The 12,978-nt window shown below is 46.6% G+C and carries 9 protein-coding genes; 7 read left to right on the top strand and 2 right to left on the bottom strand.

Features of this window, described 5'->3' with window-relative positions; translation table 11 throughout:
* Positions 1–50 precede the first annotated feature (50 nt).
* The 6 genes from QTN95_RS11850 to QTN95_RS11825 all read left to right on the top strand — a co-directional run bounded on the left by QTN95_RS11850 (position 51) and on the right by QTN95_RS11825 (position 5,963).
* Positions 51–1,850, top strand: a complete 1,800-nt coding sequence (locus tag QTN95_RS11850) for a protein-disulfide reductase DsbD (protein ID WP_331417613.1) — start codon at positions 51–53, stop codon at positions 1,848–1,850.
* Positions 1,851–2,041: 191 nt separating this feature from the next.
* Positions 2,042–2,677, top strand: coding sequence for a response regulator transcription factor (locus QTN95_RS11845; RefSeq protein WP_269377077.1), 636 nt, complete (start codon positions 2,042–2,044; stop codon positions 2,675–2,677).
* Between the two features lie 104 nt (positions 2,678–2,781).
* On the top strand, positions 2,782–3,159 hold the full coding sequence (locus QTN95_RS11840; protein WP_331417612.1) for a MarC family protein: 378 nt from the start codon (positions 2,782–2,784) through the stop codon (positions 3,157–3,159).
* Between the two features lie 223 nt (positions 3,160–3,382).
* Positions 3,383–3,646 carry a DUF4212 domain-containing protein gene (locus QTN95_RS11835; protein ID WP_331417611.1) on the top strand — a complete coding sequence of 88 codons (264 nt, stop codon included), beginning with the start codon at positions 3,383–3,385 and terminating at the stop codon, positions 3,644–3,646.
* A 12-nt stretch (positions 3,647–3,658) separates the two neighbouring features.
* A complete protein-coding gene (locus QTN95_RS11830; protein ID WP_331417610.1) occupies positions 3,659–5,386 on the top strand; it encodes a sodium:solute symporter family protein in 1,728 nt (575 codons plus the stop codon).
* Positions 5,387–5,480: 94 nt separating this feature from the next.
* Positions 5,481–5,963 (top strand): hypothetical protein, encoded by a 483-nt coding sequence (locus QTN95_RS11825; protein WP_138973018.1) that lies wholly within the window; start codon positions 5,481–5,483, stop codon positions 5,961–5,963.
* Positions 5,964–6,217: 254 nt separating this feature from the next.
* On the opposite strand, the gene QTN95_RS11820 is transcribed toward QTN95_RS11825, so the two are convergent.
* Together QTN95_RS11820 and QTN95_RS11815 are read right to left on the bottom strand one after the other, a co-directional pair.
* The gene (locus tag QTN95_RS11820) at positions 6,218–9,646 is read right to left on the bottom strand and encodes a hybrid sensor histidine kinase/response regulator (protein WP_331417609.1); all 3,429 of its coding nucleotides are present in this window, start codon (positions 9,644–9,646) and stop codon (positions 6,218–6,220) included.
* A gap of 116 nt (positions 9,647–9,762) precedes the next feature.
* Complete coding sequence (locus tag QTN95_RS11815) at positions 9,763–10,947, bottom strand: 3-phenylpropionate MFS transporter (protein ID WP_331417608.1); 1,185 nt, start codon at positions 10,945–10,947, stop codon at positions 9,763–9,765.
* Positions 10,948–11,149: 202 nt separating this feature from the next.
* On the opposite strand from QTN95_RS11815, the gene QTN95_RS11810 reads away from it, so the two are divergent.
* A complete protein-coding gene (locus tag QTN95_RS11810; RefSeq protein WP_331417607.1) occupies positions 11,150–12,976 on the top strand; it encodes a DUF294 nucleotidyltransferase-like domain-containing protein in 1,827 nt (608 codons plus the stop codon).
* The last annotated feature ends 2 nt before the right edge of the window (positions 12,977–12,978 follow it).

Raw genomic sequence — 12,978 nt, 5'->3', positions numbered from 1 at the left:
TCCTGTCTGATTGAGTTAAAATGAATCAAATTTAACTCTGTGGCTCTTCTATGCGCGTCGTATTCTCCTTTTTCGTCTTGCTGTTATCCGTAATTTCAATGCCTGCTATGGCGCTTTTTGGTAGCTCAAACTCTGCGCCAACTTTCGGTCAGAACAGCAATTCCTTCGTGCCAGTCGATCAAGCCTTCCCATTCAACTCATATCAGCAAGGGAATCGGGTATTTTTAGATTGGCAAGTTAAAGAGGGCTACTACCTCTACCAACATAGAATTTCAGTTAGCGGAGAAAACATCACCCTTGGTGATGTTGAAATACGTGATGGCGAACCTTATAAAGATGAGTTCTTTGGTGAGGTGAATATTTACACTTCGCCACTATTTGTCGAAGTTCCGTTAGCAAACTTTCAAGACGGCGCCCGTTTAATTGTTCAATACCAAGGCTGTGCCAAAGCAGGTTTCTGCTACCCGCCAGAAACTCGAGTTCTCGATCTGACCAGTTTTGACTTTCAAGAAAGTCGCGCGGTCATCCAAAACAAAGCAGCCAACGCTATTAATGACGCATCACCAGCAACAGAATCTAACAATCCTCCGGTGTCTAGCGAGTCTAAATTAGCCTCAAAGCTAAGCGATAACTGGTGGACCCCCCTCCTATTTTTAGCCCTTGGTGTAGGTTTGGCTTTCACACCTTGCGTGTTGCCTATGTACCCGATTTTAACCAGTATCGTGTTAGGCAGCGGTAAGCTCAGCCATAGTCGAGCTCTTGGACTGGCCTTTATCTATGTTCAAGGGATGGCGGTGACTTACACCCTACTTGGCCTAGTCGTCGCTTCTGCGGGTATGCAGTTCCAAGCGGCAATGCAACATCCTTATGTACTGATCGGGCTCAGCGCACTATTCGTTGCCCTAGCACTATCGATGTTTGGCCTCTACAGTTTGCAGCTTCCTAGTTCGGTTCAGACTTGGCTCAACAACCTCAGCAATAAACAGAAAGGTGGCAGCTCATTAGGCGTGTTTGCTATGGGAGCAATTTCTGGCCTAGTCTGTTCACCCTGCACGACCGCTCCATTGTCAGGAGCGCTTCTGTACGTTGCTCAAAGTGGTGATTTAGTCACCGGTGGTGTCGCACTCTACGCCTTAGCGCTTGGGATGGGTATTCCATTGATGCTCGTCGCGGTATTTGGCAATAAACTTCTGCCTAAAGCAGGCAATTGGATGGATCGAGTGAAAACACTGTTTGGTTTCGTGTTACTCGCCGCTCCTATCTTCCTACTTGAACGTATTTTGCCTGAAGCTTGGGCGACGGGTTTATGGTCCGCCCTTGGTCTAGTGGCATTCGGTTGGCTGTATCACGTTAAAAACTTACTCTCATTTGGAGGGTGGAAGCAAAGTGTCGTTGGGATAGTTGCGGTGCTCGGTTTATTCGCTTCAGCACAGCCAGCATTGAACTACTACTTTGGCAATACAGCAAGTGTTGAGAAACAGGGTCAAATCGAGTTCATTCGGATTGAAAATGTTGCCCAGCTCGAACAGCAACTCGACTCAGCGAAAAAGCTCGGAAAACCAGTGATGCTAGACTTTTATGCCGACTGGTGTGTTGCATGTAAAGAATTTGAGAAATACACCTTCCACCAGCAAGATGTTGAGTTGCGACTAAAGGATTTTGTTTTGCTGCAAGCGGATGTTACTCGCAACCAACCTCAGGATATCGAGTTGCTGAAAAAAATGAACGTGCTTGGCTTACCTACTATTGAATTTTGGGGTGCCAACGGAGAGTCAATTTCCAACGCTCGTATCACTGGATTTATGGACGCAAAAACCTTCCTTAATCATCTGAATAATCACCAGCTTTAAGCCATCTCTCGGCGTCCTTCAGTCATCGGAGGACGCTGATTAATCTGCTCTTTTCCATCACCCTCGCGCATCTATATGCAATATCACTAATAAAACCCGATACACTTCAGACTTTTAGCGCATAAATATTGTCCACACATGCAAAGATGTTAATAATTCTATTAACCAAACATTCATAAGTAGTTAACGTCATGGATTCGACATACACCATAATCATCGCTGATGATCACCCGCTGTTTCGCAATGCCCTGTTTCAATCAGTGCATATGGCGGTCAGTGGTGCGAATCTGCTGGAAGCAGATTCTTTAGATGCTCTTCTTTCGTTACTCGCGAAAGAGGATGAGCCAGACTTGCTACTCCTCGATCTGAAGATGCCTGGCGCCAACGGGATGTCCGGCCTGATGCAACTTCGTGCCGAATACCCTGACCTACCGATTGTTGTTGTCTCTGCAAGTGAAGAGCCTGCCGTAGTCACTCAAGTTAAAAGCCATGGTGCATTTGGTTTTATTCCTAAATCGAGTGATATGAGAGAGTTGGTTAGCGCATTAAACCAAGTGCTAAACGGTGACCCCTTCTTCCCAGAAGGTTCCATTACCAACAATGCGGCCTGTAACGATTTAGCAGAAAAAATTGCCACTTTAACGCCACAACAGTACAAAGTCTTAGGAATGCTATCTGATGGTCTACTAAATAAGCAGATTGCTTATGAGTTAAATGTATCAGAAGCCACCATAAAGGCTCATATGACGGCGATTTTCAGAAAGTTAGGTGTAAAAAACCGAACTCAAGCAGTAATTTTACTTCAACAGCTTGAATCTGAAACTTAATTCACGAGAAATTAACACTGACATCGCTGTTTTTTTTCTAAAATGCTTGTATCAAGCATCAATCTGATTTACTCCTCAGTTCACTAACTCTGGGAGTACTTCTCTTGCTAAGCATGTTAATTACCCAATTCGTCGTCTTATGGGCGGTGATTGACCCTATTGGTTCAGTGCCAGTTTACCTATCCCAAACACAACACCTCACCGCCAAACAGCGCCGTCTGGTTGCACTAAAAGCGGTCGCTATTGCTACTGGGGTTTTGCTGTTTTTCCTCGCCGCTAGTCAATTGTTACTAGAAGCAATGCAGATTCCTCTGCCCGCCTTCCAAGCTGCAGTAGGACTGCTACTGCTGCTAGGAGCGACTCATATCCAAAAATGGATTGGCAATGTCGGTGCCGCCATTATTAGCCGTGTTATGGGGTTAATTTTGGCTGCCGTTGCAGTCAATAACCTACTGGTGGGGATCAAAGATTTCTACCTTTAGTAAAATAATTTCTGAGTTTGAGCGGGAAACGTTAGACTTTAGGCTAATTTAACACAACATTAACATCACAAAAACAACCACCACTTATCTTAAGCGCCTAATTTTTAGGTGCTTTTTGTTTTTCATGCCACGACTAAAGTTGAAAAGAGATCTTGTCCAACCCTTGCTAATGTAGACATTGAAACATTTTCTTAACAACAAAACCAATCGTAAGGAGGCGGCAATGGCGTTTGAAAGTCAAGATAAAGCCAAAGCCTATTGGGATAAGAACGTAAAACTGATGATCAGCCTAATGGTGATTTGGTTTGTCGTTTCTTTTGGCTGCGGCATCTTATTTGTCGATGTACTCAATCAATTTCAACTAGGTGGTTACAAACTGGGCTTCTGGTTCGCACAGCAAGGTTCCATCTATACCTTCCTAGGTATTATTTTCTACTACGCGTGGAAAATGCGCCAAATTGACCGTGAATTCGGCGTAGATGAGTAAGGAGTAACTCAGATGGATTTGAAAACTATCACTTACCTCGTTGTTGGTGCGACCTTTATCCTTTACATCGGTATTGCGATTTGGGCACGTGCTGGATCAACTAAAGAGTTCTATGTTGCTGGCGGTGGTGTAAACCCGATCGCCAACGGTATGGCAACAGCAGCAGACTGGATGTCAGCTGCATCATTTATCTCTATGGCTGGTCTTATCGCCTTTATGGGATACGGCGGTTCTGTATTCCTAATGGGTTGGACAGGCGGTTACGTACTTCTAGCACTTCTACTTGCACCTTACCTACGTAAGTTCGGCAAGTTTACTGTACCAGAGTTCGTAGGTGAACGTTTCTACTCAAACGCAGCGCGTATCGTAGCGGTTGTATGTCTTATCATCGCATCTGTAACTTACGTTATCGGTCAGATGAAAGGTGTTGGTGTTGCGTTTGGTCGTTTCCTAGAAGTTGACTATTCAACAGGTCTTCTGATTGGTATGTGTATCGTATTCATGTACGCCGTAATGGGTGGTATGAAAGGGATTACGTACACGCAGATTGCTCAATATTGCGTACTCATTTTAGCTTACACCATTCCAGCAATCTTTATCTCTCTGCAACTAACAGGCCACGCTCTACCTCAGATTGGTCTAGGTAGTACGCTTCAAGGTACCGATGTTTATCTACTCGATAGGCTCGATCAGGTCGTGACCGAGCTTGGCTTTAGTGAATACACGACCCAAGTCCGTGGTGATACGTTAAACATGTTCGTGTACACAATGTCACTTATGATCGGTACTGCTGGTTTACCACACGTAATCATCCGTTTCTTCACTGTACCTAAGGTACGTGACGCACGTACTTCAGCAGGTTGGGCACTCGTATTCATCGCGATTCTATACACTACTGCTCCAGCAGTATCTGCAATGGCTCGTTTGAACCTAATGGATACAGTAAACCCAGCACCTGGACAACACCTTGCTTACGATGAGCGTCCTGACTGGTTTAAGAACTGGGAGAAGACAGGTCTACTGAGCTTTGATGATAAGAACGGTGACGGCGCTATCCAGTACACATCTAATGCAGCAACCAACGAACTCAAAGTTGATAATGACATTATGGTACTGGCGAACCCAGAGATCGCTAAACTACCAAACTGGGTAATTGCATTAGTCGCAGCGGGTGGTCTTGCAGCCGCACTATCAACGGCAGCGGGTCTATTGTTGGCTATCTCGTCCGCGATATCCCATGACTTAATCAAGGGTGTCATCAATCCAAACATATCGGAGAAGAAAGAACTGCTCGCCAGCCGAATTTCTATGGCGGTCGCAATTGCGGTGGCAGGCTATCTAGGCCTCAATCCACCAGGATTTGCAGCGGGTACGGTAGCTCTGGCATTCGGTCTAGCGGCATCCTCTATCTTCCCTGCACTAATGATGGGTATCTTCAGCAAGAACATCAATAAAGAAGGTGCAATCGCAGGTATGATTGCGGGTATCAGTATCACGCTGTTCTATGTGTTCCAGCACAAAGGTATTCTATTCATCCCTGAGTGGAAATATCTAGAGAGCTGGGGCAGCAACTGGTTCCTAGGCATTGAACCAAATGCATTTGGTGCAATTGGCGCTCTATTCAACTTCATCGTGGCATTCGCTGTATCGAAAGTAACAGCAGAAACTCCACAAGAAGTGAAAGATCTGGTTGAACACGTACGTGTACCAGCTGGTGCTGGCGGCGCTGTTGACCACTAAAATCTAATCCAAACCACAAAAGCCCCATCTGGGGCTTTTTTCTTCTCAAATTTCAGTTACCGTATTCGCTGTCTGTTGTAGCAAGGAAGCCAAGATGTTCAAAAATAAGCACTTAATCATCGCCTTACTGATCGCCCCGATTCTTTCCATCATTGCCTATTTCGGCGCAGATATCGCGTTGAGTGAGAAACCTCATGCCGCTGTGGAAGGGGAAACATATAAGCTGGCGGCTAAGTCTAACTGTCGTTATACCAGTGGTTTATGCGACATGACCAACGGCGATTTTAAAGTGCAATTTCGCTCCGAAAAACTCACAGCACAAGGGCTAGAACTGTCGCTAAAATCCGCTTTTCCTTTAGAAGGGGTAAAACTGTCGCTGGTTAACGGCCAAGAGCAGAGCGGACAGCCCGTTGATATGCAATCCGCAGATAGTAGTGGACAACAATGGATGGTTTCCCTGCCGAAACCTGAATCTGAAGAGAGCTGGTTACGTGTGGCCATTCAGTCCAATGGCACGCTTTACTATGGCGAGACACAGACTGCGTTTGTGAAGTACGAGACATTGTTTACAGAATAGTAGCGAGAAGCGAGAAGCGAGAAGCGAGAAGCGAGAAGCGAGAAGCGAGAAGCGAGAAGCGAGAAAATTTGCAAGGTTGACGTTAAGGCGTCAACCTTTTTTTCTGTATTTTAGACGTAAGTTCCCAACAAAAAGCTCTGGTTCAGATACCTACCCAGCAGCTATAACGCGCACCTCTCGAAGGACGGAGTCTGGTCTCGATTATCGGAGCGCAGCGTTCTAAATTCTCGCAGGGCGAAGCCCACTCTAAACCCCTACACCCGATTCAACATCGCTCTCAATTTTAGAGGCTTGACTGGCTTAGGAATAAAACTAAAGCCGTTCGATTTAATGCCATACAACATGTCTTCGGTACGATCGGCGCTGATGATGACTCCAACAAAACTATCACCTAAACGTAAACGACACTGCTGCAGAACTTCTAGACCCGTGCGCCCATTATCAAGACGGTAATCTGACAATATCACGTCTGGTACCCAGTGCTCGTCTATCGACTGCAAGCAGCCCACCAAATCGATAGCCGTGCGAACATCACAGCCCCAACGTCCGAGCAAGTTATCCATTCCAACCAAGATATCTTGTTCATTATCGACACAAAGAACTTTCAAATGACTAAGGTCAGAGACTGTGGTTGCAACACTCTCTTTAACCGGAGGCTGGACTTTTTCACTGCGTGCTAGCGTAATAGAGAAAACACTTCCCTTGCCCGGCCATGAGCGCATGGTGATTTGATGACCCAACACATGAGCGATGCCTTTTGATATGGCTAAACCAAGACCAAGCCCTTGATCTGAACGGACCTGACTACCACGGTTGAACTCCTCGAAGATCTCTTGTTGTTTGTCTTCGTCGATCCCCATGCCGTTGTCCCAAACATCGATTCTCGCTTGCCCCCCAACACGCTTGACGCCAAGCACAACCTTTCCTTTAGGGCTGTAGCGAAATGCGTTGGTCAAAAAGTTTTGCACCACTCGGCGCAGTAGCTTAGGGTCTGACTGAACCAGCATCCGGCTCGGTATCATTGAAAACTCAATGCCCTGTTGCTTGGCTAAGGCACTAAATTCGGCATTGAGATTGGACAATACGTCATTGATGGCAAAACCATGAACGTGAGTATCAAGTTTGCCCGACTCAAGACGAGAAATATCCAGCAGGTCACCAATCAGATCTTCGGCCGCCCCCAATGCGCTCTCTATATGACCAGACAACTGCTTGGTTTCTGGCTCACTCGCAACCTCTGATAGCGAGGACGCAAACAGACGAGCCGCATTGAGCGGCTGCATCAAATCATGACTTACTGCTGCCAAGAAGCGAGATTTAGATTGAGATTCATGTTCCGATCGCTGAGTTGCCACAACCAGCTTTTTGTTCAATTGTTCTAGCTCTTGAGTTCGCTCTCTCACTCGCACTTCTAAGCGTTCATTGGCGTCTTTTAGTGCCTGTTCTGCGTCTCGGAACACCGTAATATCAGTAAAACTCATAACAAAGCCGCCACCCGGCATTGGATTGCCCTGAACTTCAATAACTCGACCATCAGGGCGAACCCGCGACGAGGTATGCCGCGTACCTTGCTCTAAATGGAACACACGCCGACGAACATGTTCTTCAGGGTCGCCTGGGCCACATAGACCTTGTTGAGCGTTGTGGCGAATCACATCGGCGATCGGTCGACCAACCTGAATCAGTCCGGCTGGAAAAGTAAATAATTCAAGATAGCGCTGATTCCACGCCACCAGCCGTAACTGCTTATCGACCACCGCAATTCCCTGACCTATGTGTTCAATCGCACCTTGCAATAGACCTCGGCTGAAGTCATACAGCTCTGACGCTTCATCGACGATGGTAGCCACTTCTTCTAACTGCATGTTGCGTCCTTGCAGAGCTGAAGTTAGTACTAACTTTGCTGAAGAAGCACCAAACACACCAGCGAGAACACGCTCAGTATGGCGGATTAAGGTTGATGGAGCCTGCTGATTTGGCAGCATGGTTTCTCGTTGCTGGTGCCAATATTGTCGGAAGGCGTTACGCACTCTCTGGCGACCAACAAAGCGAGAAGCGAGCATTTCTAACTCGCCGACGGTCACTCGACTTTGATAAAGGCTCATGTTCTCGCTTTCTGGTAATGGAGTACCAACGAAAGAAGCGGATTGTAGTCGTTCACTCAAACTTGCGCGGGTAAACAGCGAAACGACAACGTAGCAAAGAGCATTGAGAGAGATACTCAGCAATATGCCCCAATCAGAATTAGTCACATCCCAATGCTGCAGCAAATCAGGTGGTGTAATCAGCCATAACAACAGATTACTCTCCGCGCTGCCCGCCAACATATCAGTCTGACTCATCAAAGTGATCAACCAGAGGGTAAAGCCAACCGCTAAGCCAACATAAACCCCCTTTCGATTGCCCTGTCGCCAGTACATCCCACCTAGCAGGGCTGGGGCGAATTGAGTGATCGCCGCAAAAGAAAGAAAACCGATCGCTGACAAGGAGTGGATGCTGCCCAACGCCTGATAAAAAGCCCATGCACCAAGCAGCAGCAACAGGATTAGCCCACGGCGAATAACCAACAGTAAACCGGAGAAATGCCTGTGATTACGCTGAGACAAGCGCATTCTACGTAGCAACAGCGGCATGACTAAGTCATTGGAGACCATAATTGCCAATGCAATCGTCGAGACAATCACCATACCACTCGCGGCGGAAGTACCACCTAAGAACGCCAACAATGCCACATCTTGTGCACCGACGGCCATTGGCAAACTAATCACATACGTATCAGGACTAGCGTCCGTCAGCAGCGCCTGACCAACCCAAGCAATAGGAAGAACAAACATCCCCATTAAAATCAGATACACGGGAAACAACCAACGAGCAGTATGTAAGTCTTGAGCACGTTCGTTTTCTACCACCATGGTATGGAACTGACGCGGCAGACAAACAATTGCCAACATGGTGAGCAGAGTATGGATCAGTAAAGTTGGAATATTGGGCGACTGATAGGTTTGTCGAGCGATATCGACTAATTCCACATCGCTTCGGTTTAATGCCAAAAATAGGATAAACAGGCCAACCGCAAGGAAGGCCACCAGCTTGATAATCGATTCGAACGCAATCGCCATCATCATGCCACGGTGGTGCTCGGTATTATCGATATGTCGTGTACCAAACAGCATGGTAAAGATAGCCAATGCAACGACAACAAACCAAGACACATCGAACCCTGACCCTTCGAATTGTGCTGGCAAATCTGGGGCGATGATCTCCAATCCCATGGTAATACCACGCAACTGGAGCGCTATGTAAGGTAGGATGCCTGCTACCGCGATTAAAGTAACCACCACAGCCAAACCTTGGGATTTGCCGTAGCGTGCCGCAATAAAGTCAGCTATCGACGTAATATGTTCCCGTTTAGCCGTAATGATAAGGCGAGCAAGAATACGCCAGCCTAGAGTAAACACCAGTATTGGGGCTAGATAAATGGGAAGAAATGACCATGGGTTGCTGCTGGCCTGCCCAACGGTGCCATAAAAGGTCCAAGAGGTACAGTACACAGCAATGGATAAGCTGTAGACCCAAGGTCGCCACTTCGCTAACCAAGAGTGTTGTTTATCACCGTACCAGGCAATGAAAAACAGCAAACCGAGATACAACAGTGATACGGTGATCACGAGCCAACCTTGCATCAGATATCCTTATCTTATTCATCCATGGTATTTGTTCTGGTCAGAAACAAAAAACCTCTTCATATTGAAGAGGTTTCATTAAACTCATTAAAGCACACGAACTCAATCAAATAGGCTTAATTCTGTGCTTTGGGCTCCGCTTTCATTATCTGATCGGCACTGTGTCCTTGCGGCTCAACCTTAATAAATAGAGCCACCACTCCCATCACGGCCATTGCCCAGAAAATATTCGCACCCCAGTGTTCATATCCCCAGCCACTTAGGGTCGTCATTAGCGCAATAAAAGCACCGAGCGGAATCGCATTATATAAGGCTTGCAGTGCCACCATTTTGCGCTGCTCTGAATGCTGAATATATTGAATGGCAGCAATATGTGCCATCGCGAAAGTCACGCCGTGTAATAGCTGGATTGCAACTAACGCTAACAATGCCGTCGTCGACGCGGTTAGACCCCAACGAACGATTACCCCTAGTGCTGCTACGACAAATAAAGCGCGCAAACTCCAGCCAGAGAACAGACGTTTACTTAGAGCAAATACTGCCACCTCAGCCGCCACCCCTAAGCTCCACAAGTAACCGATTATGTCTTCAGAATAACCCGCACCTTTCCAATAAATTGAACTAAAACTGTAATACGCCGCATGACTTCCCTGAATCATTGCCACCAGTAGTAAAAATTTAATCACAGGCAGTTCACGCAGCAACTCAGTCAGTTTAGGACGTTCAGCGTCATCTTCTGAGGTCGTCACGGGCATTGGGTTAATGCTACGCGCCGAAAAGATTAGCGCGACGATGACACCTGACAACGCGGTATAGATAATCATATCTGAACCGTACTGAGCAACAAGGTAGCCAACCACAGTTGACCCTGCGATAAAGGCAAGGGAACCCCATAGACGGGTACGTCCGTAGTCGAGCATCTTAAGCCGTGCATAGTAGTTTGCCATGGCATCAGAAAGTGGAACAACAGGACCACAACAAAGGTTGAATAGTACCGTGGCCAACGCCATCAACCAGAAGCTTCCCCCTGTGAAGAAATGAAATGCGACAAAAATAATCGAGGCCACCGTCAACCAGCGGAGTGCCGGAATTAAATGTTCGACTTTATGAATTCGAGGCGTCAGTACCATATTAGCGACGCAACGAGTCGCAAAACCAATGCCGACAAGTAGACCAATGTCAGCTGCGGATATCCCCTGCTCTTCAAACCATAATGCCCAAAACGGCAGATAGACGCCGTAGGCAAAAAAGAAGCCAACAAAATACTGGGAGATCCAGCCATAAGGAGAAGGGGTTAACATCAAAACCTCGAAATACATCAAATAAGGGGCAAGGTATTATCGTTTGCTCAAGGCGGAATAAAAAGGGAAGAATTATCACAACTTAGTTTCCCTATTGTCATATTAGAAAATGTCCATGCCACGGGTTCGACCAAAGTCGTCTAGCACAATTGTCAAAATCCTGCACACTAAACGGATGTAGAGATCGCATGAGTCAGTCGCTATGCCAGATAAGTTCAATATGCAATCCCCACCCTTTGACCGTTTAGACCCTGAGCAGCAAAAAAAACTGCGTAGCTCACTCGATGTAGCTTACTTTCGCGCCAAAGAGACCTTACTCCAGCCTGGTGTCGCCAGTCAGCATTTACATATACTCATCAAGGGCGCCGTTGAGGAACGTTCAGAAGACGACAAAGAGATCTTTGCCCACTACGCCAATGATGACTTGTTTGATGTTCGCGCGCTGTTCGAAGAGACTGTCAAGCACAGATATGTGGCACTCGAAGACACACTTTCTTATCTGCTCCCAAAAACGGTTTTTCTAGAACTTTACAACGCCAATGGTCAATTTGCCGCTTACTTCGATAACAACCTAGCTCGTAGACAAAAGTTGATTGAAGCCGCCCAACAGCAGCAAAATCTCGCTGAATTTATTCTGACCAAAGTGGATAGCGATATTTATCATCCACCGATGCTACTGTCACCAGAGCAACCACTCAATGAAGTGACACTCACTTTAAAACAAAACGGGATTGATTCTGCACTCGTCAGACTCAATGACGATGACGAACGCGTAGTGAATGACCCACATTCTCTGCCTTATGGCATCATCACTCGAACCAACATGCTTCACGCAGTCATGCTTGATGGCCATCCACTCGACACCCCAGTTGGTCAAATTGCAACTTTTCCGGTCATTCATGTCGAGAATGGGGATTTTCTGTTTAACGCCATGATAAAAATGACGCGCAATCGAATGAAGCGCGTCATGGTCTCCGATGGTAAAGAAGCGGTTGGCATGCTCGACATGACACAGATTTTGAGTGCTTTCTCCACTCACTCTCATGTACTGACCTTAAGTATTGCTCGCAGCTCAAGCATTGAAGAACTCGCACTGGCTTCTAATCGTCAGCGTCACCTAGTAGAAAGTCTGCTTAATAACGGTATTCGCACCCGCTTTATCATGGAGTTGATCTCTGCGGTTAATGAACAAATCATCGAAAAAGCTTTTGAACTGATTGTTCCTCCCGCCCTTCACGACCAGTGTTGTCTGGTTGTTTTAGGCTCAGAAGGGCGAGGAGAACAAATCCTCAAAACAGACCAAGACAACGCCTTAATTATTAAAGACGATGTGCACTGGCATCAGTGTGAAGCCGTCATGGAACAGCTAACACACACATTGCAGCAATTGGGTTACCCTCTCTGCCCAGGAAAAGTGATGGTTAACAATCCAAAATGGGTTAAAACACAAACCGCATGGAAGAACACCATAGGCGTGTGGTCAAAACCCAACTCCGCAGAGCAAGTCATGGATCTTGCTATCTTCACCGACGCTCACGCGGTTGCAGGCAACAAATCGTTGCTAGAACCCGTCATGGCACATTTGAAGAAAATCATGTTCAATAACATGTTGGCGTTGCAAGACTTCTCTCGTCCCGCTCTACAGTTTTCTCTTCCGTTAACTCTGTTTGGCAACGTAAAGAAAGACAAACAAGGGGTGGATGTCAAAAGTGGCGGTATCTTCCCAATAGTGCATGGTATTCGCACCTTGTCACTGGAGTACGGTATTGAAGAGAAAAACACCTTTGAGCGCATCGAAGCCCTACGCAAAAAGCGGATTCTAGAACCTGACACTGCTGACAACCTTAGCGAAGCCCTCAAGCTACTGTTTAAACTGCGCTTGAATCAGCAATTAAGTAATCAACATAACCACAACCGTATCGATCTCAGTCAGATAGACCGAACCGAGCGTGACTTGCTGCGACATAGCTTACATGTAGTGAAAAAGTTTAAGCAGTTCTTAGGCTATCATTATCAAATCAGGGATTAAGG

The organism is Vibrio sp. M260112 (assembly GCF_036533775.1).
Classification (GTDB): Bacteria; Pseudomonadota; Gammaproteobacteria; order Enterobacterales; family Vibrionaceae; genus Vibrio.
Note: the sequence above shows the minus strand (reverse complement) of the source record. Positions and strands in the feature narration are given on the sequence as shown.